Genomic DNA, 24,405 nt, shown 5'->3' with positions numbered 1-24,405 from the left:
CTTGCGGCAGCGAAACGCGAGGCGACTCCGCGCATCAGTTGATTCGCGGGCGATCGGTGAGGGGGTGTCCGGGTGGACGTCGACGCCGGCCACGGCGCCGCCTTCGGTCATGCCCTGCCGACCACGTCCCAGGACCTCTCCTTCACGCGGCGGCTGCGCTCGCTGTTCAGCTTCCAGGGCGACGACGACGATCCGGTCGCGACCCTGGCCCGCACGCACCGCAGCATCCATTCCTCCGCCGACGTCGCCGTGCTGCGCCGCAGCTACGCGATCGCGGAGAGCATGCACCGCGGCCAGTTCCGCAAGAGCGGCGATCCGTACATCACTCATCCCCTGGCGGTCGCGCAGATCTGCGCCGAGCTGGGCATGGACACCACCACCCTGGTCGCCGCGCTGCTGCACGACACGGTGGAGGACACCAGTTACACGCTGGAGGCGCTCCAGGGCGACTTCGGCCCCGAGGTGGCCCACCTGGTCGACGGCGTGACCAAGTTCGACAAGGCGTATTACGGGAAGGCCGCCGAGGGCGAGACGATCCGCAAGATGATCGTCGCGGCCGGCAAGGACGTCCGGGTCCTGATCATCAAACTGGCCGACCGGTTGCACAACATGCGCACGCTGGGCGCCCGCTCCACCGCCTCCCGGGCCCGGATCGCCACGGCCACGCTGGACGTGCTCGTCCCGCTCTGCGACCGGCTCGGCATCCAGGCCCTCAAGCGCGACCTCGACGACGTGGTGCTCTTCCACCTCGAGCCGGACGCGTACGCCCGCATCGACGAGCACGTGAGGAACCGCCCCGGCTGGGACGACTACCTCACCGACGTCTCGCACCACGCCCGGTCCGCGCTGCGCCGCTCCCGGGTGACCGCCGAGGTGACCCCGCGTCCCCGGCACTACTACTCGATCTGGAAGGACACGGTCGCGGGCGGGCACACCGTACCCCTCGATCTTCCCCGGATCGCCGTGGTGGTGGACGGCCCGGACACCGACTGCTACGCCGCTCTCGGCGCCGTCCACGGGCGCTGGCGACCGGTGGCCGGCCGGTTCAAGGACTTCATCGCCTCGCCGAAGAACAACCTGTACCGATCTCTGCACACCACCGTGGTGGGCCCGGAGGGCAAGCTGGTCGAGGTGCTGATCCGCACCAAGACCATGCACCGCTACTCGGAGTACGGCGTCGCCACCAGCTACCGATATCCCAAGGTGGCCGACGAGCCACCCGGCGCCGACCAGCTGACCTGGCTGAAACGAGTACTCGACTGGCAACAGGACACGACGGACGCGGCACAGTTCCTCGACTCGCTCCGATGTGACCTCGCCGAGGGACAGATCACGGTCTTCGCTCACGGCAACGCCTACGAACTCCCCAGTCAGTCCACCCCGGTAGACCTGGCGTACGAGTTGGGCCCGCGACAGGGCGACCAGTGCCTCGCCGCCACCATCAACGGACGTCTCGCCCCCCTCAGCTCCCCCCTCCGCGACGGTGACGTCGTCGAGGTCTTCTCCGAGTCCGACGGCCATGTCGAGACCGAGCCCAGCGTGCCGCGTGGCCCCCGCAGGGAGTGGCTCGGTTTCGTCAAGTCCAGCCAGGCGCAGATGCAGATCAAACAGTTCTTCGACGAGAAGAACGAGCCGGGCATCAGCATCGCCGACAAGGTCCGCCTGGGCCGGGCCACCATCGGGCTCACCCTCCGCAAGCACGACCGGGGCCTGGCCAGCGAGGTTCCGCTGCGCCGGCTCGCCGAGGAACTCGGCTACCCCGACCTGGAGACGCTGCTGGTCGCCGTCTGCGAGCGCAATCTCGAACCGGACGCGGTCGTCGAGCAGCTCATCGCCCTCGTCGACCACCCCGACTGAGCCGCACAGCCTCCCCCGTTAGCCTTACGCCGTGAACATTCCCCGGCAGATCCGCGGCCTCGCGTATCAGGCCTTCTACGGGCTGCCACTCCCGGTCCGCCGGCACGTGGCCCGGATGGTCTCGCCCAAGTACCTGGTCGGCGCGGTGACGATCATCAGCGATGCGGAGACGGACGGCCCCCGGCGCATCCTCCTGCTGCGCCAGCCGCCGGGCCGCGGCTGGGGCCTTCCGGCCGGCCTCCTCAAGCGCCGCGAACTGCCCGCGGTGGGTGCCGCCCGCGAGCTTTTCGAAGAGGCGGGGGTACGCGTGGAGCCCGGCGATCTGACGCCCGGCAACCCGAACGCGATCGTCCACCCGAACGGTGGCGTGGTCGACACCGTCTGGTTCGGCTCGGTGCCGGCGTCGAGCACCCCCCTGGCGGTCGACGGCGGCGAGGTCCTGGAGGCCCGCTGGTTCCCGGTCGACGACCTGCCGGACCTGACCTGGCCCACCGCCCGGCTGCTCGGCATCTACGGTCTGGGGCCGCGCGCCGGCGAACTGCCGCCGTCCATCCCGGCCGGCCGCTACCACGTCCCGTTCCCGGCCTCCGGCGAGTGACGTGACGACTCCCCCCATCTCCTCCCCCTCGCCCGCGCCGCTGTGCGGGGTCGTGCTGGCGGCCGGCGAGGGGCGGCGCCTGCGCCCGCTCACCGAGACGCTGCCCAAGGCTCTCTGCCCGGTCGGCAACCTGCCGCTGCTCGATCACGCCCTGCGAAGGTTCTCCGGGCTCGGCCTGTCCGGGCCGGACACCGTCGCGGTGAACGCCGCCTACCTGGCGGCGCAGGTGGTGGCCCACGTCGGCCACCGCGCCCACCTGTCGGTGGAGCCGGACGGCCCGATCGGCACCTCCGGCGGCATCGGCCGGCTGCGCCCATGGATCGACGGCCGCGCCGTCCTGGCCGGGAACGCCGACGCCTACCTGCACGATCCGGTCCGTGACCCGGGCAAGGACGTCGCGGCGCTGCTGGACGGATGGTCCGGCGAGACGGTCCGGATGCTGACCATGCCGTGCCGCCCCGGGGAGAGCGGCGGCTTCAGCGGCCACCGGTTCGCCGGTCTCTCGCTCATCCCGTGGCGCTACGCCAAGGACCTGGCCGACGTGGACAGCAGCCTCGTCCGGACCGTGTGGCGCCCCGCCGAGGCGGCCGGTGAGCTGGAGCTGATCGGCTACCGGGGTTTCTACCTGGACACCGGCACGCCCGCCGACTATCTGGCCGCCAACATGCACGCGGCCGCCGCCGCCACCCTGGCCGATGCCTCGGCCCGGGTCACCGGCGCGGCCACCGAGTCGGTGCTCGGCGCCGGCTCGGTCGTCGAGGGGTCGGTGGTCCGCTCGGTTCTCTGGCCGGGCGCCCACGTCGCCCCCGGCGAACATCTCGTCGGCGCCATCCGCACGGCCACCGGCCTGACCGTCCAGGTCTGAGGGCGTATGCGGGGCGGGGCCGGGTGGGCATAGCATGAGCGCGTCCCACTTTTGTCCTCAGAGACGAGGAGTGCGCTGGTGAACACCGCGATCGTCCACATCGACTGCGCGACCGACTCGATTCCGGAGGTGGCCGAGGCGCTGGCCGCACTGGACGGGGTCAGTGAGGTCTACTCCGTGGCCGGAGGCGTGGACCTGATCGCGATCGTCCGGGTGCCGCACTTCGACGACATCGCCGAGGTGATCGCGGGCCGGATCTCCAAGACGCCCGGCGTGATCAACAGCGAGACGTTCGTGGCCTTCCGCGCCTACTCGAAGCACGACCTCGAGGACGCCTTCGCCATCGGCCTGCCGGACGCCGACTGACGTTGCGCCCGCTCTGGCTGCTGACCGACGAGTACAGCGACGACATACCCGACCCCGAGCTGTCCCGGCCGGTCGGGACGTGCGCCGAGATCGACGGGCTGTTCGCCGATCTGCCCGAGCCCGGCCTGGAACGGTTCGCGCTGGTGGACTGCGATCCCGGGCCGGGCCTGCGGGCCCGGCTCGGCGAGGTGTGCCTGGAGGCCCCGCCGCACGACACGTGGCTCCGGGACGTGACCGTGGTGGGCGCCGCCGACGGCCGGGTCGAGCTGACCGGCCGGGTGCACACCGAGCGGCATCTGCGGCCGGAAGCCGAGATGCCGGCCGTCCCCGTCGACGGGTTCCGGCTCAGCCTGCCCGACGACACCACGCTGGCCCGCTGCCGAGCCGTCGAGGGCGTCTACCGGCCGCGGCCGGAGCTGGAGCCGCCCGACGTGCGCCTGATCGGTTTCCGGCCGGAGCCGTGGCTCCGGGAGCGGCTGGCGACATGGCGCCCGGGGCGCCTGCGGATCAGCGCCTCCATCTCCGGCCGGGCCGCCGACGGCCGTGAGCTGCGCACCCTCGAACCGGGAGTGTTCGCGGACGTGGCGGCGGTCCGGCCGTCCCCGCTCGGCCCGGACCTGTTCGACGTCGACCTCGACGGCGGAATGACCGATCCGATTCCGGCGGCGGCACGGACCCTGTGGGACGACTGGCTGGAGCGGCGGCCCAGCGCACCGGGCACCTGGCATGCCCTGGACACCGCGATGCGTCACGAGTGGCTGCGCCTGGCCCTGGCCGGCCACCGGCACGACTCCCCGGACCGGCCGGCGGGCGCGGTCCACCGGCTGGACGGCCGGTACGTGACCGACGTGAACGGCTTCTACTGCGCGCTCGGTGAGGCGATCAACGGCCCCGGCGGCTACTTCGGCTGGAACCTCGACGCCGTCGACGACTGCCTCCGCGGCCGGTGGGGGGCCACCACCCCGTTCCGCCTGGAGTGGAGCCACTTCCCGGTGGCCCGGACGAGCCTCGGCGGCGACGAGGTCGACTACCTCGTCGGCCTTCTCACCGAGGAAGACCGCGTGACGGTCGTACCGGGCGGGTGACCACCCGCTCCGGCCCGGCGGGCGCGCCGCGGCCGGGAGCGGGCAGCGCCTCGCGTGGCTCGGCGGGACTCCGGTGATGCGTTCGGGGGCGGGCATTGCCCGTACCGGGAAAAGGGGGAAGGCCCGCCGGGCAGATGCCTGACGGGCCTTCCGGAGAGTGACACCCGGCCTCAGTGGCCGGACTTGATCTCCTCGCGCTTCGCGGGGCCACCCACGGCCGGCGAGACCGGGATCTCGGCCGGCTTCTCGACCGGGAAGAAGAAGCCCTTGATCGCCGGAGCCAGGGCGCCGATGCGGTTCATCTTCTTCGGGACGACCCAGCCGGCGTACTCCAGCGGGATCGGGTGGCCGTGGTCGTCGACCGGGCCGAGCGGCTGGTGGATCTCGACGAACTGGCCGTTCGGGAGACGCTTGATGATGCCGGTCTCGACGCCGTGCGCCAGCACCTGGCGGTCGTGCTGCTGCAGACCGAGGCAGATGCGGAACGCGATGTAGTAGGCCAGCGGCGGCAGGATGACCAGGCCGATGCGGCCCGCCCAGGTCATCGCGTTCAAGCTGATGTGGAACTTGTCCGCGATCACGTCGTTGGCGCCGGAGAGCGTGGCGACCAGGAAGAACGTCAGCGACATCATGCCGATGCCGACGCGCTCCGGGTTGTCCCGCGGACGCTCGAGCAGGTGGTGGGTGCGCTTGTCCTTGAGCTTGCGCGCTTCCAGCCACGGGTACGCCATGGGCAGGGTGAACAGCGCGCCCAGGCCCACGACGGCCGGCCAGAACATCGGCGGGATGCTGTAGTTGCCGATGTAGATCTGCCAGTTCGGCATGAGCCGGACGAGACCGTCCATGAACATGACGTAGAAGTCGGGCTGCGAGGCCGACGACACCTCGGCCGCGCGGTACGGCCCGAAGAGCCAGATCGGGTTGATCTGGAACATGCCGGCCATCAGCGCGATGACACCGAAGACGGCCATGAAGAAGCCGCCCTGCTTCATCGCGTAGCGCGGGAACATCCGCTCGCCGACCACGTTCTCGTTGGTGCGCAGCGGGCCCGGCCACTGGGTGTGCTTCTGCTTGAACACGATGCCCAGGTGGGCCGCGATCAGCGCGAGCAGGATGCCCGGGATGAGCAGCACGTGCGCGATGTAGAACCGGCCGATGATCAGCTCGCCGGGGAACTCGCCGCCGAAGATCGCCGCCGAGAGCCAGGTGCCGATGACCGGGATGGTCAGCATGATCGCCGAGGCGATGCGGAGACCGGTGCCGGAGAGGCCGTCGTCCGGGAGCGAGTAACCGGTGAAGCCGGCGAAGAAGCCCAGCAGGAAGAGCAGGACGCCGATGACCCAGTTGATCTCACGCGGCTTGCGGAACGCGCCGGTGAAGAAGACGCGGGCCATGTGCACGATGATCGACGCCATGAACAGCAGCGCCGCCCAGTGGTGCATCTGCCGCATGAAGAGGCCGCCGCGGACCTCGAACGACAGGTCCAGCGTGGACGCGTAGGCCCTCGACATCTCGACGCCGCGCAGGCCCAGGTAGGAGCCGTCGTACGCCACCTCCGTCATCGACGGGTCGAAGAAGAGGGTGAGGAACACGCCGCTGAGCAGCAGCACGATGAACGAGAACAGGGCGATCTCGCCGAGCAGGAAGGACCAGTGGTCCGGGAAGACCTTGTTCAGCAGGCCGCGCAGCGGGGTGGCTGCCTGGAACCGGTCGTCCACCCCCTTGGCGAAGGTGACGGGCGCCTCTGCGAGGTCGATTTTTCGGCGCTTCACGGCCGCTCCCAGAAGTCAGGTCCGACGGTGTCCTTGTAGTCGGACGCTGCCACGAAGAAACCTTCCTCGTCCACTGTAAGCGGCAGCATCGGCAGACGCCGGGTCGCGGGTCCGAAGACCGGCTGCGCGTTGTTGGTGATGAGGAACTGCGACTGGTGGCACGGGCAGAGAAGACGGTTGGTCTGCTGCTCGTAGAGGCTGGCGGGGCAGCCCGCGTGCGTGCAGATCTTGGAGTACGCCACGTAGTTGCCGTACATCGAACCCTTGTTACGGCCGTTGGCGTCGGCCTCGGCGTTCTTCCGGGTCTCGGCCGCGTCGTCCGGGCGGAGGTGGATGAGCAGCGTCGGCGAGTCGGCGTGCTGGTTGGTGGCGCCGTGCGGGATGCCCGGGAAGACGGTCATCTGGCCGCCCGTGCTGACATCCTCGGGACGGATCGGGGTGCCGTCGTCACGGGTGAGGCGGACCAGCTTGCCCCCGTTCTCCACCGGGTTGAAGCCGGTGCGGAACATCATCGGCTCGGGGTCGCCGTGCGGGTTCTTGATCAGGCCACCGACCAGCGGGGCCGCGGCGGCCAGGCCGAGCGGCAGCATGCCGAGGCCGATCGCGCCCTTGAGCAGCGGCCGGCGCTGGACGCCCAGCTCGTCCGCCACGTAGAGCATGGTCTGCCCGGTGATCAGGCGCTCGTCGTCGGACGACGGGTCGCCGTGCCGCTGCTGGATGGACAGCTCGTGCGGCAGCAGCTTCTTGGCCCAGGCGAGGATCGCGAAGCCGAGCGCCAGCAGGCCGAGGCCGAGCGTGACGCCCAGGATCGGCGTGTAGTAGTCGCTCATCGTGTGGCCGAGCTCGAACTCCCACGGCCAGACGATGTAGAAGACCAGGAACGCCGCGCTGAACAGGCCGGAGAGCAGGAACAGGAAGGAGATGTTGCGGACGACCCGCTTCTCCGCCTTGGAGTTCTGCCCGTGGAAGTGCGACTCGTACGTGACGATCTCGATGTCGTCGCGCCGGAGGCCTTCCTTGACGACGTCGAACCGCGTCAGGTGCGGGTCGTTGACGTCGACCGGCGTACCGGCCTCGCCGGAGTGATGGACCGCCGTCATGACTTCCCCGCAATCCAGAGAGACGTGAAGACCAGCAGGGTGATGCCGACCAGGAAGATGGCCATACCCTCGGTCGACGGCCCGTAACGGCCCAGGTTGAACAGACCGCCCGGGTCCCTGTCCTCCTGGAGCTGGACCTGGATGTAGGTGATGATCTGCTTCTTCTGGTCCGGCGTGAGCTGGTTGTCACCGAAGACCGGCATGTTCTGCGGGCCGGTGAGCATGGCGGCGTAGATCTGCTCGGCCGTGGCGTCGCCCAGGCTCGGGGCGAACTTGCCCGAGGAGAGCGCGCCACCGCCGCCACCGAAGCCGTGGCAGGAGGTGCAGTTGACCCGGAACAGCTTGCCGCCCTCGGCCAGCGCCTCCGGGTTGGTCTCCAGGTTCTCGACGAGCTCGCCCTTCGGCACCTCCGGGCCGCCGCCGAGCTCCTGGATGTACTGCCCGAGCTGCTCGGTCTGGGTCTCGTCGAACTGCGGCGGCTTCTGCTCGGCCTGGGCCTCCTGGCGGGCCATCGGCATACGGCCGGTGCCGACCTGGAACTCCACCGAGGCGGAGCCGACGCCGATCAGGCTCGGTCCACGCCCGTCGACACCCTGGCCGTCACGCCCGTGACAGGTGATGCAGCTGGTGTCGAAGAGCGCCTTGCCCTCCTGCGCGGCAGCGGAGAGCGGGACGTTGTCCTCGGCGAAGGCGCCCGGGGTGAACGCCGTGTAGACGCCGCCGGCCAGCGCCAGCGCGGCGAACATGCGCGCCGCGGCGCCGAGCCTCCGGCGCACCCGGCTGGGCGCACCGCGCCGCCGGGAGAACACCCGGGCACGCCTACGGGCGGGGGTGTCAGAAGTCATGGGTTATGTCCCTCTGGTTTGTTGTTGCGATCCTCGCCGTCGGCGCTGCTACTGAAGCCAATAGATCATGGCGAACAGGGCGATCCACACCACGTCGACGAAGTGCCAGTAGTAGGACACGACGATGGCCGAGGTGGCCTGAGCCGGCGTGAAGCGGCCCATGGTCGTCCGGATCATGTAGACGATGAATGCGATCAGGCCGCCGGTCACGTGCAGACCGTGGAACCCGGTCGTCAGGTAGAACATCGAGCCGTACCCGTCGCCGTTGATCTTGACGCCGTGCTGGACGAGCTCGGTGTACTCGTTCACCTGGCCGAGCACGAAGATCAGGCCCATCACGAAGGTGATCGTGAACCAGCGCCGCAGCGCGAACACGTCACCCTTCTCCGCGGCGAAGACACCCAACTGGCAGGTCACCGACGAGAGAACCAGAATCACCGTGAACGTCGTGGCGTACGGAATGTTCAGGTGCGGGGTGTGCTCCTCCCACAGCGAGTAGTCCGCCGCACGGATGGAGAAGTACATCGCGAACAACGCCGCGAAGAACATGAGCTCGCTGGAGAGCCACACGATGGTCCCGACGCTGACCATGTTGGGTCGGGTCAGCGAGTGGATCCGGCTCTTGTCGATGGCTGCCGCAGTCACGGCCTCATTATTCATCCGAGATAGGCCCAAGGTCCTTCGGGGTCCCCAATCCGGCCGGGTGGGAGGCCCGGAATAATCCGTGAGCAGCGGGTAGGCCTAGCCTCGAGTGGTGCGTTCTCACGTTTTGCCCCTACTCGCGGCCGATGGCGGGGATACTGGTCTTCCGCCGTTCACCCCGGCGGCCGTCTTCACCGAACTCAACCTCTTCAGCCTCATCGCGCTGGGTCTTCTGGTGTCGGCGGCGCTCTACGGGTACGGCGTTTGGCGCCTACGACAGCGTGGGGACCACTGGCCGGCCGGGCGCACGGCGGCGTTCGTCGCGGGTGGACTCGGCTCGATCGCGGCGGTGACGGTCACCGGCATCGAGGCGTACGACACGACCCTGATCTCGGTGCACATGGTCCAGCACATGGTGCTGTCCATGGTGGGCCCGATCTTCCTGGCCCTGGGCGCGCCGACCACCCTGGCGCTGCGGGTGCTGCACGGGCCGCCGCGCCGGACGCTGCTCGCCGTGCTGCACAGCCGCTACGTACGGGTCCTGACGTTCCCGCTGGTCGCGTTCGGGCTGTTCATCGCGAACCCGTTCGTCCTCTACTTCACCGGGGCCTACCGGCAGACCCTGGAACACGTCTGGGTGCACGAGTTCGTCCACCTGCACTTCATCATCACCGGCTGCCTCTTCTTCTGGCCGCTGCTGGGCCTGGACCCGCTGCCGAACCGCTGGCCGTACCCGGGCCGCGCCCTGCTCATGGTGCTGAGCGTGCCGTTCCACACGGTGCTGGGGCTGACGATCATGCAGAGCACCGTGCTGCTCGGCGGCGACTGGTACCCGAACTTGGGCCTGAGCTGGCTGGATCCCAAGGCCGACCAGGTCACCGCGGGCGGGATCCTGTGGGCCGGCGGCGAGATCGTCAGCGTCACGATGCTCGGCATCCTGGTGGTCCAGTGGATCCGTCAGTCGGAGCGCGAGGCCCGCCGGATCGACCGCGCTCTGGACCGCGCCGAGGCCGCCGAGAACACGGGCCGACCGGCACCCGACGCCGGATAACAAGTTCGGTACGATCGGCGGGACCTAGGACGTGAGGTGGGGCACAAGATGAGCGAGTACACCGTTCTGCTCTACAGCGACGACGCCGCCGTGCGAGACCGGATCCGGCTCGCCATCGGCACGCGTCCCGCCGCTGATCTCAAGGTCGAGTTCTGCGAGGCGGCCTCCTGGGAGGAGTGCCGCCGGCTGCTCGACGAGTACGAGATCGACCTGATGATGCTGGACGGCGAGGCGACCCCCGCCGGCGGCATCGGGATCGCCCGTCAGACCAAGGACGAGTATCTGAACCCGCCGCCCACCTGCGTCGTCATCGCCCGTGCCGCGGACCGCTGGCTCGCCGCGTACGCGCAGGTCGACGCCACGCTGGTCGCCCCGCTCGACCCGGTGACCACCGGTCAGACGGTGGCCGGCATGCTCCGCGCCCGCCGCGACGGAGCCGTCCCGCTCGGCACCCTGGGCACCGTTCCCCGCTGACTTCTCTGACGACACCCCCTATGGGAGGCCCCGCCATGGGCGCACGCACCTGGCCCAATCTGACCAGCGCACTGCTTCGTGGCGAGGAGCTCGCCACCGTGGACACCGCGTGGGCGATGGGCGAGATCATGGCCGGCAACGCGACGCCGGTGCAGATCGCCGGGTTCGCGATAGCCCTGCGGTCCAAGGGTGAGACCCCGGCCGAGCTGGCCGGCCTGGTGCAGGCGATGCTCGCCAGCGCCACGCTGGTCCAGCTGCCGGAGGCCACCCGGACCCGGGCGGTGGACGTGGTCGGCACCGGCGGCGACCGGGCCAACACGGTGAACATCTCCACCATGGCGGCGATCGTGACGGCTTCCGCCGGGGTGACCGTGGTCAAGCACGGCAACCGGTCGGCGTCCTCCACCACCGGCACGGCCGACCTGCTCGAGCACTTCGGCCTGCCGCTGGATCTGGGCCCGGCCGGGGTGGCCCGCACGGTCGAGGAGGCGGGCATCGGCTTCTGCTTCGCGGCCCGCTACCACCCGGGCATGCGGCACGCCGCGGTGACCCGGCGTGAGCTGGGCGTGCCGACATTCTTCAACGTGCTGGGCCCGCTGACCAACCCGGCCCGCCCGACGGCGGCCATGGTCGGCTGCTTCGACCCGCGGATGGCCCCGGTGATGGCCGAGGTGTTCGCCGGGCGCGGTGACTCGGCGCTGGTGGTGCGCGGCGAGGACGGGCTGGACGAGTTCACCACGTCGGCGCCCACCCGGGTCTGGATGGCCCGGGACGGCAAGGTGGAGGAACTGCTGGTCGACGCCGCCGACCTGGGCCTGGCGCGCAGCCGGCCGGCCGATCTGCGGGGTGGTGACGCGGCGTTCAACGCCGACGTGGCCCGCCGCACGTTCGCCGGTGAGCAGGGCCCGGTGCGCGACGCCGTGCTCCTCAACGCGGCGGCCGCGTTCGCGGCGCAGAGCGGCTTTCCGGGCGACTTCCACGAGACGCTGCGGGACGGCATCGAGCGGGCCGCCGAGGCGATCGACTCCGGCGCCACGACCGCCCGGCTGGACCGGTGGGTGGCGGCCGCGCAGGCGGCGAAAAGCGCCGAGTAGCCGCAAGAATCCGGCAACACGCCGCGGAGAATGCCCAGCGATGTCCGATATACGTGACACCGTCTGAATGACATTCGGGTAATCCGGCTTCCCGTGGAGGGAGAACCCCCGTGCAGGAGCGCGAACTCCGGTGCGCCATCTGCGACGGCGACATGCTGTTCGAGGTGCCGCCGTGCGAGGACGGCCACGACGACTGCCCTGAGCTGGTCTGCACCCGCTGTGGAGCCGCTGAGGTGGTCGCCCCGATCGTCGTACACCTGCGGATGCCCGGCGGCGAGAAAAGGCGCGTAGCGCCCGCTCAGCGGTCTGCCGCGGCCTAGCCTCAACGAGAAAGCCCGCCTCCCCCGAGGGGAAGGCGGGCTTTTCTCAGCTGGAGAGGCTCAGAGGTGAGCTTCCGGGTGCCGGGTGCCCGAGTAGTACTCGAACAGCAGGCCGCACGAGGCGAAAATGACGCAGACCAGGCCGAAGGCCAGCAGCCACCACATCCAGAACACCAGGCCGATGCCGGCCACCGCCGCCGCCAGCGCGATGCCGAACGGCCAGTAGCTGCCCGGGCTGAAGAAGCCGACCTCGCCGGCGCCCTCGGCGATCTCGCCGTCCTCCCGGTCCTCCGGGCGCAGGTCGATACGCCGGGCGACGAACCAGAAGAAGCCCGCGCACATCGAGCACAGCAGTCCGGAGAGGATCAGCGCGACCACGCCGACCCACTCGGTGCCGCCCGCGTACCCGTCACCGCCGCCGCCGGAGGGGTTGGGCGTGTTGAACGTGTAGAGCCCGTACACGGCGGCCGCGCCGAAGAGGAACACGGCGACCGCGGCGAAGATCTTGTATTCGGTCCTCATCGAGAGTCCCCTACTTCCCTGCGGCTACGGTCTCGGGCTGGTTCCAGGAGTGCTGCTGACGGCGCGTGTTGAACGGCGACGTCTTCGTGGCGAACGGCGCCTCGCCGATCGCGACGAGAGCCTCCTGCGTCGACTGCCCGGCCTTCTTGGCCGCGAGGAACCGGTCGAACTCCTCGGAGGAGACCGTCACCAGCTCGAAGTTCATGAAAGCGTGGTACGTGCCGCACAGCTCGGCGCACCGGCCGACGTAACGGCCCTCCTTGTCGAGGGTCACCTCGAACACGTTGCGCACGCTGCCCGGGAAGACGTCCCGCTTGAACAGCATCTCCGGCACCCAGAACGAGTGGATGACGTCCTTGCTGGTCTCCTCGAACCGGATCTTCTCTCCGACCGGGAGGACCAGGATCGGGATCACATCGGACGAGCCGACGGTCGAGGCGACCGTGTTGGCCTTCTCGCCCATCCCGTCACGGTAGTTGAACTGCCAGTTCCACTTGAACGCCACGATCTCGACGACCTGGTCCGGATTCTTGGACAGCTTGTCGACATTGGTCTGCACGACCGCGGTGTAGAAGAAGAGCACCGCGACGATCAGGATCGGCGTGACCGTGTAGAGGATCTCCATCGGCATGTTGAACCGGGTCTGCACGGGCAGCTCTTCGCCGCGCTTGCGGTACCGGATCACACACCAGAAGATCAGACCCCACACGCCGATGCCGACCGTCAGAGCGGCGATCGTCGACGCGATCCACAGGTCGTACATCTGGTGTGCCTGCAGACTGATACCCCGGCTCGGCCAGCCGAAGTTACCGAATGCGGAACCCCAGTCCTCGATCGAACAGCCCGAGAGCAACGTCAGCAGCGTCGCGCCGCCGAGAACCAGCCCGGCCGCCCGGCCTACTGCCCGCGGCCGTGTGGCCGAACTCCTTGCGCCCACCTGCTTCTGCCTCCTTAGCAGCGCCGCCTGCCGAAAATCGGACACCTGGCGGCAAGGCTCACTGACGGTCGCACATTACTCGACCAAGCCACGGCGACCAGCCACCGGGGGGCGTAGGGCCCCGGGTATGGGGGCGACCGTCCCGGAAAACTCCCGGACAACCGGACGATACCGTTCCCTGTGTGGATTACACAGGCGATCCGGCCGGTGCGCCCGCTTACCTCGACGCCGCCACCGCGGCGCCGCCGCATCCGGTGACACGCGAGGCTCTGCTGGCCGCCCTCGCCGACGGCTGGGCCGACCCGTCCCGGCTCTACGCGGCCGGGCGGCGGGCCCAGCAGCTGCACGAGGCGGCCACCGCGGTGGTCGCCGAGATCCTGGGCGTACGGGCGGACGAGGTGAGTTTCCAGCCCTCCGGCACGGCGGCGGCCCAGGCGGCGGTCCTCGGCGGGCTGGGCGGCCGCGCGCGGGTGGGCCGGGTGCTGGTGCATTCGGCGATCGAGCACTCGGCGGTGCTGCACGCCGCGCGTACGGCCGAGGCGGTGGAGGTCGGCGTGGACCGGCTGGGCCGGCTCGACCTGGACGCGTGGGCCACCGCGGTCCGGGCCGGCGGGGTGGCCCTGGCGAGCCTGATCAGTGCCAGTCACGAGGTGGGCACGGTGCAGCCGGTGGCCGCCGCCGCGGAGCTGTGCGCCGAAGCCGGGGTGCCGCTGTTCGTGGACGCGGCGCAGACCGTGGGCCGGGCGCCGGTGCCGCCGGGCTGGTCGCTGCTGAGCGCCTCGGCACACAAGTGGGGCGGTCCGGCGGGGGTCGGGGTGCTGGTGGTGCGCAAGGGTGTGCGCTGGCTCTCCCCGTACCCTCAAGATGATCTTTATCGCCCCCGCCACCCGGGCGCGCTCTCGCTGCCGGCCGTGGTCGCGGCGGCCGCGAGCCTCCGTGCCGTGGTGGCCGAGGCGCGCGGCGAGGCGGCCCGGCTGAGCGCCCTGGTCGACCGGATCCGGGAGCGGGTGGCCGCCACCGTGCCGGACGTGGAGATCGTCGGCGACCCGGTCGGGCGGCTGCCGCACCTGGTCACGTTCAGCTGCCTGTACGTCGACGGCGAGGCCCTGCTGCACGCCCTCGACCGGCACGGTTTCGCCGTCTCGTCAGGTTCCTCGTGCACCTCGTCGACGCTGCGCCCGAGCCACGTGCTGGAGGCGATGGGTGTGCTCAGCCACGGCAACGTGCGGGTGTCGCTGCACCGGGAGACCACCGAGGCGGACGTCGAGAGGTTCCTCACCGTGCTGCCGGACGTGGTGGCCGCCATCCGGAAGGAGGCCGGGATCTGATCACCCTGGACTGCCGGGGCCTGCGCTGCCCGATCCCGGTGATCCGGCTGGCCAGGGCCATTCCGGGCGTGCCGGTCGGGGAGATCGTGCGGGTGCTCGCCGACGACCCGGCCGCGGCCAACGACATCCCCGCCTGGTGCCGGATGAAGGGCCAGGAGTTCGTCGCCGCCGACGGCCAGGCCTTCGACGTGCGCAGGCTGAGCTGACTGGCTCCGCTTCGCTCCGCGGACGATCGCCTTGTAACCGGTGAGTCAGCAGACGGTTTTCCGCCACCGCAAACCCCACGGCGTCGGAAAACCGGCTGCTGACTCACCGGCGGCGATCGTCGAGATAGCCGACCACGGACGGGACCGGGTCCTTGGCCAGGTGGGTGTCGACGACCAGGCGCGGGCCCAGATAGGGCTCGTACTCCGCCTGGCGTTCCAGGACCCGCACCCAGTCCGGGATGCCCTCGTGGTCGCGCGCCTTGAACCGCTCCTCGACCCGGCGGCGGTGCTCCACGTCGTCGCCGCAGATCACCTCGACGACCCGCAGCGGCACCTCCATCCGCTCGGCCAGGTCCACCCAGAGCTGCCGCGCCGCCCGGACCGGGTTCACCGCGTCGATGATCACGTGGTGGCCGATCCGGAGCTGCTCCTCGGCCACCGCGGCCACCACCCCGTAGGCGGTGTAGCCGGGCCGGGGCTCCTGCACCCCGTACCGCTGGAGCGTGAAGTCGACCGTGTCGACGGCCAGGACCGCCGCGGGCAGCTCGGCGGCCACCGCGGCGGCCAGAGTGCTCTTACCGACGCCGGGGAGCCCGGCGAAGACCGCTAACACCATGTCGTGGTCACGCCGGGAGCAGCGGCGCGACCTCCGCGGCCGCCTCGTCGCCGTACGCCGACGCGAACCGCTTCGTGAAGTCGGGAGCCTTGATGTCGTACTCCTGGGTGCCGACCGTCTCCAGCACCAGCGCCGCGACCAGCGAGCCGACCTGGGCGGACCGCTCCAGGCCGAGCCCCCACGAGACACCGGCGAAGAAGCCGGCCCGGAAGCCGTCGCCCACCCCGGTCGGGTCCTCGCCGAGGACGTCCGGGACGACCGGCACGTGGATCCGCTCGATCCCCCGGCCGGTGATCTCCACACCGTCCTTGCCGAGGGTGGTGACCCGGATCTTCACCTGCTCCAGCACCTGGTCGCCGGTGAGGCCGGCCTTGGTCTCCAGCAGGGACCGCTCGTACTCGTTGGTCAGCAGGTACTCCGCGCCGCTGATCAGGCTCAGCACGTCCGAGCCGTCCATCCGGGCGAGCTGCTGCGACGGGTCGGCGGCGAACGCGTAACCCCGCTCGCGGCACTCCTCGGAGTGCCGGATCATCGCGGCCGGGTCGTTGGCGCCTACCAGCACCAGGTCGAGGCCGCCGGCCCGCTCGTGCACCGGCCGCAGCTCGATGTTGCGCGCCTCGGCCATCGCCCCGGCGTAGAAGGAGGCGATCTGGTTGAGGTCGTCGTCGGTGGTGCAGACGAACCGGGCGGTGTGCGCCGTGTCGCTGACGTGCACCGAACCGCAGTCCACCCCGTGCCGCTCGAGCCAGGAACGGTAGTCACCGAAGTCGGCGCCGACCGCACCGACCAGGAGCGGGCGCAGGCCCAGCTTGCCCATCCCGAAGGCGATGTTGGGGGCGACACCGCCGCGGCGGACCACGAGGTCGTCGACGAGGAAGGAGAGCGAGACCTTGTGCAGCTGGTCCGCGATGAGCTGCTCGGCGAACCTGCCGGGGAAGTGCATCAGATGGTCGGTGGCGATCGAGCCGGTGACGGCGATCTTCATTTCGGCCCTCGGGGTAGGGAACAGGGGGCGTTACGGGATGAGACTACCGGCCCGAAGCAGCGAACAGGCCGCCCCGTACAACGGGACGGCCTGTTCAAAGGTTGTCTCAGTGGAACGAGTCACCACACGCGCAGGAGTTCTGCGCGTTCGGGTTGTCGATGGTGAAACCCTGAGCGTCGATCCGGTCGGCGAAGTCGATGGTCGCGCCCGCAAGATACGGAGCGCTCATCCGGTCCACCACGACCTCGACGCCGTCGAAGTCGCTGACGACATCCCCGTCGAGCGAACGCTCGTCGAAGAAGAGCTGGTAACGCAGGCCGGAGCAGCCACCGGGCTGTACGGCGATGCGCAGACGCAGGTCGTCGCGCCCCTCCTGCTCGATCAGGGCCTTGACCTTCACCGCGGCGACGTCGGTCAAGATGACGCCGGTCGGGGCGGTCGCCTCGGTCGACTCGGTGTGCGCTTCAGTGGTCACTAGGTATCTCCCTGCCAGGTGCGGTCATGTGCCGTACCTGGCAACGCTAACCCCAATCCCCGGGATTCCCAATCCGGGGCCGAACAGATCACCTGCACCTCACCTGCTCCACTGCCCGGCCAGGCGGCCTGAGAGTTCCCGCAGGCCACGAGCCGGTTCCGCGAGAGCCGTCTCGACGTCGCCGAAATGCTCCACAAGAGTGTGCGTCTCGGTGACCCCGGCGGCCGCGGCCTCCCGGTGCCCGGTCTCGTTGCGGCCGGCCAGCACCACGCACGGCAGGCCCCGGTCGCGGGCCCCGGCGGCGATCCCGGCGACCACCTTGCCGCGCAGCGACTGGTGGTCGAACGAACCCTCGCCGGTGATCACCAGGTCGGCGGCGTCCAGTTCGCGGTCCAGGCCGATCAGGTTCGTGACCAGGTTGATGCCGGAGGTGACCGTGCCGCCGAGGGCGATCAGCGCGGCGCCCAGGCCGCCGGCCGCGCCACCGCCCGGGCGGGTGGCCAGGTCCTCGATCCCGAACGCCTTCTCCAGCACGCCGGCGAAGTGCTCCAGGGCGGCGTCCAGGCGCAGCACGTCCTCCCGGCCGGCGCCCTTCTGCGGGCCGAAGACGTTGCTGGCGCCGTGCAGGCCGGTCAGCGGGTTGTCCACATCGGTGGCGGCGACCAGGCGCACCTGCCGCAGCCGGGGGACACCGCCCAGGGCGGCCGCGGTGATCAGTGGGATCCCGCCGTACGGCAGGGCCTGGCCGGCGTCGTCGACCGGGGCGGCGCCCAGCGCGGCCAGCATGCCGGCGCCGGCGTCGTTGACCGCGGAGCCGCCCAGCCCGACGACCACCTCGGCCGCTCCGGTCTCGACGGCGGCGGCCAGCAGCAGGCCCAGGCCGTACGAGGTGGTCACCCGGGGGTCGCGTTCGGCGGCGGAGAGCAGGTGCAGCCCGCAGGCCTGGGCGCTCTCCACGTAGGCGACGCCGTTCGCGTACAGGATCTCGCCTCGGGCCGGGCGGCCGAGCGGGTCGACGGTGTCCACCGGGATCAGCCGGCCGTCCAGTGCGGCGGCCAGGACCTCGACGAATCCGGGGCCGCCGTCGGCGAGCGGCCGTTGCACGAGGACGTCACCCGGGACGGACCAGCCGTCGGCGACAGCCTGGGCGACTTCGGGGGCGGAAAGGGTACCGGCGAACTTGTCCGGACAGATCAGTACGCGCACACCGCGAGTGTGGCAGCACACCCTCCGGGGCGCAGCTACCGTCTCACCCGCTGTGCGAACATGGCTGGCGTGACGTCGACCTGGACCGAACCCGCCAACACCCCTGTGGCTCTGCTCCTGCTCGGGCAGGGCACCGACCCGGCCAGCGAGCGGGGCGTGGACTGCCCCGGCGAGCTGCCCGCCCCGAGCGACCCGGACCTGGTGGCCCGGGCCGAGGCGGCGAAGGCGGCGCTCGGCGGCCGGGTGTTCGTGCTGGGACATCACTACCAGCGTGATGAGGTCATCCGCTTCGCCGATGTGACCGGCGACTCGTTCAAGCTGGCCCAGCAGGCGGCGGCCCGCCCCGAGGCGGAGTTCATCGTCTTCTGCGGCGTGCACTTCATGGCCGAGAGCGCGGACATCCTGACCAAGCCCGAGCAGCGGGTCATCCTGCCCGACCTCGCGGCCGGCTGCTCGATGGCCGACATGGCGGTGCTCGGCCAGGTCGAGACGGCGTGGGAGCACTTCCAGGATCTCGGCATCGCGGGCGACATCGTCCCGGTGACGTACATGAACTCGTCCGCCGACATCAAGGGCTTCGTCGGCCGCAACGAGGGCGTGGTGTGCACCTCGTCGAATGCGAAGCGTGCCCTGACCTGGTCGTTCGAGCAGGGTTCGAAGGTGTTCTTCCTGCCCGACCAGCACCTGGGCCGCAACACCGCCGTGCTGGAGATGGGTTTCGACCTGGACGACTGCGTCCTCTACGACCCGCACAAGCCGCAGGGCGGCCTGACCGACGAGCAGCTGCGGAACGCGCGGATGATCCTGTGGCGGGGCCACTGCTCGGTGCACGGCCGGTTCACCATCGACAGTGTCCGCGAGGTGCGCGAGCGGGTGCCGGGCGTCAACGTCCTGGTGCACCCGGAGTGCCGCCACGACGTGGTCCGGGCGGCCGACCACGTGGGCTCCACGGAGTACATCATCAAGGCCCTGGACGCGGCCGAGCCCGGTTCGGCCTGGGCGGTCGGCACCGAGCTGAACCTGGTCCGCCGTCTCGCGCTGGCCCACCCGGACAAACGGATCATGTTCCTCGACCGGACGGTCTGCTACTGCTCCACCATGAACCGGATCGACCTCCCCCACCTGGTGTGGGCGCTGGAGGAACTGGTCGCCGGACGGGTGCCGAACGTGATCACGGTGGACGAGAAGACCGCCCATGAGGCCCGGGTCGCCCTCGACCAGATGCTCGCCTTGCCGTGACTCTCTGTAGTCAATTGAATCCACCCGCACGGTGGATTCTCTTGGCTCGCCCCAACCATCAGCATTAAACGGCGTTTCACGCATCGCCACGGCTGCCGTGGTTGTCACTCAGCGCTATGCTTCCCCGGTTGCAGAATCGGGTACCCCCGCCCGCGCTCTGCTTACTCGATCATCGGGCGTGACACGCCCGCCGGCTGGAGGTTACGTTGACCGAAGATGTCCTGGTCGTGCACGGTGGCACGCCGTTGCAGGGGCAGATCCGGGTTCGTGGCGCCAAGAACCTCGTCTCCAAGGCCATGGTGGCCGCCCTGCTCGGCGAGTCCCCGAGCCGCCTCTTCGACGTACCGCGGATCCGCGACGTCGAGGTGGTCAGCGGACTCCTCGAACTGCACGGTGTGAAGGTCTCCGCCGGCGCCGAGGACGGCGAGCTGGTGATGGATCCCACCAACGTGGAGAGCGCCAGCACCGACGAGATCAACGTCCACGCGGGCTCCAGCCGGATCCCGATCCTGCTGTGCGGTCCGCTGCTGCACCGCCTCGGTCACGCGTTCATCCCGGACCTGGGCGGCTGCCACATCGGCCCGCGCCCGATCGACTTCCACATCGGGGCGCTGCGCGAGTTCGGCGCGGTCGTCGACAAGACCCCCGAGGGCATGCACCTGAGCGCCCCGAACGGTCTGCACGGCGCCAAGCTGGAGCTGCCCTACCCGAGCGTCGGCGCCACCGAGCAGGTGCTGCTCACCGCGGTCCGCGCCGAGGGTGTCACCGAGCTGCGCAACGCCGCGATCGAGCCGGAGATCATCGACCTGATCTGCATCCTGCAGAAGATGGGCGCGATCATCAAAGTGCACACCGACCGGGTCATCGAGATCCACGGTGTGCCCCGGCTGTACGGCTACGAGCACAAGCCGATCCCGGACCGGATCGAGGCGGCCAGCTGGGCCGCGGCGGCGCTCGCCACCCGTGGCGAGATCGAGGTCCTGGGCGCCCGCCAGCAGGACATGATGACGTTCCTGAACGTCTACCGGTCGATCGGCGGCGAGCTGAAGATCACCGACGACCGGGTGGCCCGCGCGGGCGTGTCCGGCTCCGAGGGCGGCATCAAGTTCTGGCACCCGGGCGGCGAGCTGAAGGCCGTCGCGCTGGAGACCGACGTTCACCCCGGTTTCATGACCGACTGGCAGCAGCCGCTGGTGGTGGCACTGACCCAGGCCCGGGGCATCTCGATCATGCACGAGACGGTGTACGAGCAGCGGCTCGGCTACACCGAGGCGCTCAACTCGATGGGCGCCACCATCCAGGTCTACCGGGACTGCCTCGGCGGCACCCCGTGCCGGTTCGGCCGCCGCAACTTCATGCACTCCGCGGTGATCGCCGGCCCGTCCAAGCTGCACGCCGCCGATCTGCGTATCCCCGACCTGCGGGCCGGGTTCGCGCACCTGATCGCGGCGCTGGCCGCCGAAGGCACCTCGCGGGTCTACGGCGTCAACCTGATCAAGCGCGGCTACGAGGACTTCGAAGCGAAGCTGGCCGCTCTCGGCGCCCACGTCGAGCGTCTCTGAGCTGCAGGTTCGTCACGATCAACGGCGCGGTGTGCGACACACCGCGCCGTTTGGCTACCCTTCTAACGTGCCCTCGCTGTTTCGCCGAAAGCCAGCCACCGTCGACGCCTCCCCCGCCGAGCAGGAGGTGGTCGCCGGCGAGCCGCGCCCCAAGGGCTACACGCCCAGCAAGAAGGAGCTCGGGGTGGTCACGCCGAAGCGCGCCGCCCAGGGCCGCCGCGTGCAGGACCCCGCCCCAGCCAACCGCAAAGAGGCGTACAAGCAGATGCGCGAGCGGCAGCGGGCCGAGCGCGCCGAGGCCTCCGAGGGCATGCGCAACGGCGACGAGCGTTACCTGCTCGCCCGGGACCGCGGCCCCGAGCGTTCGCTGGTCCGCGACATCGTCGACTCCCGGCGTACCGTCGGCTCGTTCTTCATCGCCGGCGCGGTGGTCGTGCTGATCGGCTCGTCGATCAACATCCCGGCGGTCTACTACGCGAGCAACGTGCTCTGGGCCGGTCTGGCGCTGGCCGTCTTCGTGGACAGCGTCTTCATCGCCCGCCGGATCAAGAAGCACGTCCGGGCGCGCTTCCCGCAGACCACGCAGAAGCTTGGCGGCCTCTACTTCTACGGGATCATGCGCGGCCTGACCTTCCGGCGGATGCGCGTGCCGAAGCCCAAGGTCCAGCTCGGCGCGACCGTCTGACGTCCCTCACGCGACGCGGAGACCACCCGGTCTCCGCGTTCCGTCTTTTCAAGCCCTTTCCGGTACGGGCATGGCCGCTCCCCGAAAACCTTGCCGTCCCGCCTGCTCGGCGCGAGCCTCTGCCGGGTCCGGCCTTTGCCGCGCCCGCCGGGCTGAGCTGCCTACTCACCCCGCCCTCAAAGCACCCGCCACCCCCCACCCCGCGATCTAGGACGATGTCAGCCCCACAACCCGCGATCTTGGGTGATGTCAGCCCCACAACCCGCGATCTTGGACGATTGACCACCACCATCGGCAGAAAACCGTCCAAGATCGCGGCGGGGCGCCTGCGCCGGCAGGCACCGCGCCAGCCGCACCCACCACCACTGCCGCCGCCCGCGATCTTGGACGATTGACCACCGCCACCGGTGGCAAGGCGTCCAAAATCGCCAAAGCGCCCAGGGGCCGGCAGAGAACGTGCCGAGCGCGCCTCCCGCGGTTTGCGATCTTGGACGATTGACCACCGCCATGGCGGGTAGACCGAAGCCCAAGATCGAAGATGTAACCTGGATCTTGATGATTGATGTACCCAAGAGTCTTCTTCTCGGTCGCCCACGGCCGAATCCGCAATCCCTCGCCAGCAGGACGCGCCACCCGAAGCGATCTTGAACGATTTACCACCGCCTCGGGTGGTAAATCGTTCAAGATCGCACAACAGCGGCGGGCAAAGCGGGCGAAACGGGCGCCTGTTTCCGGCGAAAGCCCCATTTCCGCCTAGCGCGGCGACGGCGCCCCCATTCGGCGATTCGCCCGACCGGGCGCTTGACGTAGAACCGCGAACGCCCAAGGAGGAGACTCCCAACGGGCAACCAGCACTCAAGATCGCCCCGAGGGAGCGACGTTCGGCCAGGTCCCCCCACGATCGCCCACGATCACCGAGGGGGTGTGGCCCTCGGCCAAGCGCGGCAGGGCGGTGGCCTACTCCACGCCGGCAAGGCGCAGTAGGGCGGCGGCCTACTCCACGCCGGCAAGGCGCAGTAGGGCGGTGGCCTACTCCACGCCGGCAAGGCGCAGTAGGGCGGTGACGGCGGCTGCCGCCACGACGACCACCACGAACGGCGCCTTCCGCCAGGCGAGCAGGCCGCCGGCCAGGACCCCGGCCGCGCGGGCGAAGCCGGCGAACTCGCTGCCGGCCATCAGCGCGGCCGTTCCGGCCAGGGCGGCCAGCAGCGCGGCGGCCGACATGGGCAGCAGCCGTTGCAGGGGTTCGGAGAGTTCCAGGCGGTCGCGCAGGACCACGCCGCTGAGGCGGATCGCATAGGTGCCGACCGCGAGGATCAGGATCGCGGTGATCAGCATCGTTCCTCCAGTACACGGGTAGCGAAGATCCTGTCCGGCTGGCCATCAGGGCTGTCTCACGCGCCCCGAGACAGCCCTGATGGCCAGCCGGAATGGGCGGCTGGTTCCCAAGGCTGTTTCGCGGACTCGGCGACAGCACCGGAAGCCGGCCGGGGTGGAGCGGCTGGTTCCCAAAGCTGTTTCGCGGACTCGGCGACAGCACCGGAAGCCGGCCGGGGTGGAGCGGCTGGTTCCCAAAGCTGTTTCGCGGACTCGGCGACAGCACCGGAAGCCGGCCGGGGTGGAGCGGCTGGTTCCCAAAGCTGTTTCGCGGACTCGGCGACAGCACCGGAAGCCGGCCGGGGTGGAGCGGCTGGTTCCCAAAGCTGTTTCGCGGACTCGGCGACAGCACCGGAAGCCGGCCGGGGTGGAGCGGCTGGTTCCCAAAGCTGTTTCGCGGACTCGGCGACAGCACCGGGAGCCGGCCGGGGTGGGGCGGCTGGTTCTCAAGGCTGTTTCGCGGGCTCGGAGTCAGCACTGGGAGCCGGGCGGGTGGGTGGGCGGCGGGTGGGGCGGAACAGGACCAGCAGGCCGAGCAGGGCGCACATGACCGGCAGGCCGGCCGGGAGGACCGGGGTGAGCAGCACCGCGACGGCCGCGCCGGCGATCGCCACGAGGCGGGTGTCGCGGTCTCGCAGCGAGGGCAGGATCAGCGCGATCAGGCCGGCCGGGAACGCGGCGTCCAGGCCGAGGGCGTCCGGGTCGCCGGTGGCGCCGCCGAGCAGGACGCCGAGCACGACCCCGGTGTTCCAGACCACGAACAGGGTGGCCCCGACCAGCCAGTAGATCCGGCGGCGGGCCTGTGGGGCGGATTCGGCGAGGGCGAAGGCGACGGTCTCGTCGGTCATGATGTGGGCGCCGACCAGCCGGTCCCGCCAGCGGGTGCCGAGCACGTCGGCGACGGCCAGGCCGAACGGCAGGTGCCGGGCATTGAGCAGCAGGCCGGCCAGGACGGCGGCGACCGGGTTGCCGGCCGCCAGCAGTCCGACGGCGAGGAACTGGGAGCCACCGGCGAAGATCAGAACCGACATGACGACCGGAACCCACGCGGGTAGCCCGTACGCGATCGTGATGGCGCCGAAGGACGCGCCCACCGCGAGCGTGGCCGCGGCCAGTGCGCCGATGTCCCGGAGCTGCGCACGCGTTCGATATAACGTACCCATAGTTCGAAATATTGAACGAGCCGCGAGCGTTCGTC

Annotated in this window: 26 protein-coding genes; 14 read left to right on the top strand and 12 right to left on the bottom strand. The window is 70.2% G+C overall.

Going from position 1 to position 24,405, the window contains the following annotated elements:
- Positions 1-72: 72 nt before the first annotated feature.
- The 5 genes from BJ964_RS17800 to BJ964_RS17780 all read left to right on the top strand — a co-directional run bounded on the left by BJ964_RS17800 (position 73) and on the right by BJ964_RS17780 (position 4,771).
- A complete protein-coding gene (locus tag BJ964_RS17800) occupies positions 73-1,857 on the top strand; it encodes a RelA/SpoT family protein (RefSeq protein WP_188121707.1) in 1,785 nt (594 codons plus the stop codon).
- A gap of 31 nt (positions 1,858-1,888) precedes the next feature.
- Entirely contained in the window at positions 1,889-2,455 is a 567-nt protein-coding gene (locus BJ964_RS17795) for an NUDIX domain-containing protein (RefSeq protein WP_188121706.1), read from the top strand.
- Between the two features lies 1 nt (position 2,456).
- Positions 2,457-3,320, top strand: coding sequence for a sugar phosphate nucleotidyltransferase (locus BJ964_RS17790; RefSeq protein WP_188121705.1), 864 nt, complete (start codon positions 2,457-2,459; stop codon positions 3,318-3,320).
- A 78-nt stretch (positions 3,321-3,398) separates the two neighbouring features.
- Complete coding sequence (locus BJ964_RS17785) at positions 3,399-3,686, top strand: Lrp/AsnC family transcriptional regulator (protein ID WP_093610781.1); 288 nt, start codon at positions 3,399-3,401, stop codon at positions 3,684-3,686.
- A 2-nt stretch (positions 3,687-3,688) separates the two neighbouring features.
- Complete coding sequence (locus BJ964_RS17780) at positions 3,689-4,771, top strand: barstar family protein (protein WP_188121704.1); 1,083 nt, start codon at positions 3,689-3,691, stop codon at positions 4,769-4,771.
- A 170-nt stretch (positions 4,772-4,941) separates the two neighbouring features.
- Here BJ964_RS17780 and qcrB read toward each other — a convergent pair whose 3' ends face one another.
- From qcrB to ctaE, 4 genes are read right to left on the bottom strand one after another with little or no spacing between them, the layout of a single operon-like run.
- On the bottom strand, positions 4,942-6,543 hold the full coding sequence (gene qcrB, locus BJ964_RS17775) for a cytochrome bc1 complex cytochrome b subunit (RefSeq protein ID WP_188121703.1): 1,602 nt from the start codon (positions 6,541-6,543) through the stop codon (positions 4,942-4,944).
- On the bottom strand, positions 6,540-7,643 hold the full coding sequence (gene qcrA, locus BJ964_RS17770; protein ID WP_188121702.1) for a cytochrome bc1 complex Rieske iron-sulfur subunit: 1,104 nt from the start codon (positions 7,641-7,643) through the stop codon (positions 6,540-6,542). The genes qcrB and qcrA overlap by 4 nt, the downstream gene beginning before the upstream one ends.
- Positions 7,640-8,488, bottom strand: coding sequence for a cytochrome bc1 complex diheme cytochrome c subunit (gene qcrC, locus BJ964_RS17765; protein ID WP_188121701.1), 849 nt, complete (start codon positions 8,486-8,488; stop codon positions 7,640-7,642). Before qcrC ends, qcrA begins: the two co-directional genes overlap by 4 nt.
- A gap of 48 nt (positions 8,489-8,536) precedes the next feature.
- On the bottom strand, positions 8,537-9,133 hold the full coding sequence (ctaE, locus tag BJ964_RS17760) for an aa3-type cytochrome oxidase subunit III (protein ID WP_188121700.1): 597 nt from the start codon (positions 9,131-9,133) through the stop codon (positions 8,537-8,539).
- A 109-nt stretch (positions 9,134-9,242) separates the two neighbouring features.
- Here ctaE and BJ964_RS17755 point away from each other — a divergent pair, with 109 nt between their 5' ends.
- The 4 genes from BJ964_RS17755 (at position 9,243) to BJ964_RS17740 (ending at position 12,069) form a co-directional block, all read left to right on the top strand.
- The gene (locus tag BJ964_RS17755; protein ID WP_229807323.1) at positions 9,243-10,181 is read left to right on the top strand and encodes a cytochrome c oxidase assembly protein; all 939 of its coding nucleotides are present in this window, start codon (positions 9,243-9,245) and stop codon (positions 10,179-10,181) included.
- 48 nt (positions 10,182-10,229) lie between these two features.
- Positions 10,230-10,655 (top strand): hypothetical protein, encoded by a 426-nt coding sequence (locus BJ964_RS17750; protein WP_183226021.1) that lies wholly within the window; start codon positions 10,230-10,232, stop codon positions 10,653-10,655.
- A gap of 35 nt (positions 10,656-10,690) precedes the next feature.
- Positions 10,691-11,749 (top strand): anthranilate phosphoribosyltransferase, encoded by a 1,059-nt coding sequence (trpD, locus tag BJ964_RS17745; RefSeq protein WP_188121699.1) that lies wholly within the window; start codon positions 10,691-10,693, stop codon positions 11,747-11,749.
- 110 nt (positions 11,750-11,859) lie between these two features.
- Positions 11,860-12,069 (top strand): hypothetical protein, encoded by a 210-nt coding sequence (locus BJ964_RS17740; protein WP_188121698.1) that lies wholly within the window; start codon positions 11,860-11,862, stop codon positions 12,067-12,069.
- 60 nt (positions 12,070-12,129) lie between these two features.
- On the opposite strand, the gene BJ964_RS17735 is transcribed toward BJ964_RS17740, so the two are convergent.
- Positions 12,130-12,591, bottom strand: coding sequence for a cytochrome c oxidase subunit 4 (locus BJ964_RS17735; RefSeq protein ID WP_188121697.1), 462 nt, complete (start codon positions 12,589-12,591; stop codon positions 12,130-12,132).
- 10 nt (positions 12,592-12,601) lie between these two features.
- Positions 12,602-13,528: an aa3-type cytochrome oxidase subunit II gene (gene ctaC, locus BJ964_RS17730; RefSeq protein ID WP_188121696.1), complete on the bottom strand. Its 927-nt coding sequence runs from the start codon at positions 13,526-13,528 to the stop codon at positions 12,602-12,604.
- 182 nt (positions 13,529-13,710) lie between these two features.
- Between ctaC and BJ964_RS17725 the strand changes: the two genes are divergently transcribed.
- A complete protein-coding gene (locus BJ964_RS17725; RefSeq protein ID WP_188121695.1) occupies positions 13,711-14,856 on the top strand; it encodes a cysteine desulfurase family protein in 1,146 nt (381 codons plus the stop codon).
- Positions 14,853-15,062: a sulfurtransferase TusA family protein gene (locus tag BJ964_RS17720; RefSeq protein ID WP_188127005.1), complete on the top strand. Its 210-nt coding sequence runs from the start codon at positions 14,853-14,855 to the stop codon at positions 15,060-15,062. Before BJ964_RS17725 ends, BJ964_RS17720 begins: the two co-directional genes overlap by 4 nt.
- Before the next feature lie 103 nt (positions 15,063-15,165).
- Here the strand turns inward: BJ964_RS17720 and BJ964_RS17715 are convergent, their stop codons facing one another.
- The 4 genes from BJ964_RS17715 to BJ964_RS17700 all read right to left on the bottom strand — a co-directional run bounded on the left by BJ964_RS17715 (position 15,166) and on the right by BJ964_RS17700 (position 18,344).
- Positions 15,166-15,678, bottom strand: coding sequence for an AAA family ATPase (locus BJ964_RS17715; protein ID WP_188121694.1), 513 nt, complete (start codon positions 15,676-15,678; stop codon positions 15,166-15,168).
- 7 nt (positions 15,679-15,685) lie between these two features.
- On the bottom strand, positions 15,686-16,663 hold the full coding sequence (locus BJ964_RS17710; RefSeq protein WP_188121693.1) for a carbohydrate kinase family protein: 978 nt from the start codon (positions 16,661-16,663) through the stop codon (positions 15,686-15,688).
- Positions 16,664-16,769: 106 nt separating this feature from the next.
- Positions 16,770-17,138, bottom strand: coding sequence for an iron-sulfur cluster insertion protein ErpA (gene erpA / locus BJ964_RS17705; RefSeq protein ID WP_183226029.1), 369 nt, complete (start codon positions 17,136-17,138; stop codon positions 16,770-16,772).
- A 99-nt stretch (positions 17,139-17,237) separates the two neighbouring features.
- Positions 17,238-18,344, bottom strand: coding sequence for a glycerate kinase family protein (locus BJ964_RS17700; RefSeq protein ID WP_188121692.1), 1,107 nt, complete (start codon positions 18,342-18,344; stop codon positions 17,238-17,240).
- A 60-nt stretch (positions 18,345-18,404) separates the two neighbouring features.
- On the opposite strand from BJ964_RS17700, the gene nadA reads away from it, so the two are divergent.
- The 3 genes from nadA to BJ964_RS17685 all read left to right on the top strand — a co-directional run bounded on the left by nadA (position 18,405) and on the right by BJ964_RS17685 (position 21,830).
- Positions 18,405-19,583, top strand: a complete 1,179-nt coding sequence (gene nadA / locus BJ964_RS17695; protein ID WP_188121691.1) for a quinolinate synthase NadA — start codon at positions 18,405-18,407, stop codon at positions 19,581-19,583.
- Between the two features lie 206 nt (positions 19,584-19,789).
- Entirely contained in the window at positions 19,790-21,145 is a 1,356-nt protein-coding gene (gene murA / locus BJ964_RS17690) for a UDP-N-acetylglucosamine 1-carboxyvinyltransferase (protein WP_188121690.1), read from the top strand.
- A gap of 67 nt (positions 21,146-21,212) precedes the next feature.
- Positions 21,213-21,830: a DUF3043 domain-containing protein gene (locus tag BJ964_RS17685; RefSeq protein ID WP_188121689.1), complete on the top strand. Its 618-nt coding sequence runs from the start codon at positions 21,213-21,215 to the stop codon at positions 21,828-21,830.
- Between the two features lie 1,029 nt (positions 21,831-22,859).
- Here BJ964_RS17685 and BJ964_RS17680 read toward each other — a convergent pair.
- Positions 22,860-23,168 carry an AzlD domain-containing protein gene (locus BJ964_RS17680; protein ID WP_188121688.1) on the bottom strand — a complete coding sequence of 103 codons (309 nt, stop codon included), beginning with the start codon at positions 23,166-23,168 and terminating at the stop codon, positions 22,860-22,862.
- A 485-nt stretch (positions 23,169-23,653) separates the two neighbouring features.
- On the bottom strand, positions 23,654-24,370 hold the full coding sequence (locus tag BJ964_RS17675) for an AzlC family ABC transporter permease (RefSeq protein ID WP_188121687.1): 717 nt from the start codon (positions 24,368-24,370) through the stop codon (positions 23,654-23,656).
- Positions 24,371-24,405: the final 35 nt, after the last annotated feature.

It is taken from the genome of Actinoplanes lobatus, assembly GCF_014205215.1.
Lineage (GTDB): Bacteria > Actinomycetota > Actinomycetes > Mycobacteriales > Micromonosporaceae > Actinoplanes > Actinoplanes lobatus.
The sequence above is the reverse complement of the archived record's forward strand: the minus strand, read 5'-3'. Positions and strand labels throughout refer to the sequence as shown.

What these genes read in the sequence shown, in the direction of transcription:
- BJ964_RS17675 (WP_188121687.1), bottom strand. Translation starts at nt 24,370, where the DNA reads ATGGGTACGTTATATCGAACGCGTGCGCAGCTCCGGGACATCGGCGCA.
- BJ964_RS17750 (WP_183226021.1), top strand. Translation starts at nt 10,230, where the DNA reads ATGAGCGAGTACACCGTTCTGCTCTACAGCGACGACGCCGCCGTGCGA.
- BJ964_RS17715 (WP_188121694.1), bottom strand. Translation starts at nt 15,678, where the DNA reads ATGGTGTTAGCGGTCTTCGCCGGGCTCCCCGGCGTCGGTAAGAGCACT.
- qcrA (WP_188121702.1), bottom strand. Translation starts at nt 7,643, where the DNA reads ATGACGGCGGTCCATCACTCCGGCGAGGCCGGTACGCCGGTCGACGTC.
- BJ964_RS17680 (WP_188121688.1), bottom strand. Translation starts at nt 23,168, where the DNA reads ATGCTGATCACCGCGATCCTGATCCTCGCGGTCGGCACCTATGCGATC.
- qcrC (WP_188121701.1), bottom strand. Translation starts at nt 8,488, where the DNA reads ATGACTTCTGACACCCCCGCCCGTAGGCGTGCCCGGGTGTTCTCCCGG.
- BJ964_RS17710 (WP_188121693.1), bottom strand. Translation starts at nt 16,663, where the DNA reads ATGAAGATCGCCGTCACCGGCTCGATCGCCACCGACCATCTGATGCAC.
- nadA (WP_188121691.1), top strand. Translation starts at nt 18,405, where the DNA reads ATGGCTGGCGTGACGTCGACCTGGACCGAACCCGCCAACACCCCTGTG.
- BJ964_RS17735 (WP_188121697.1), bottom strand. Translation starts at nt 12,591, where the DNA reads ATGAGGACCGAATACAAGATCTTCGCCGCGGTCGCCGTGTTCCTCTTC.
- trpD (WP_188121699.1), top strand. Translation starts at nt 10,691, where the DNA reads ATGGGCGCACGCACCTGGCCCAATCTGACCAGCGCACTGCTTCGTGGC.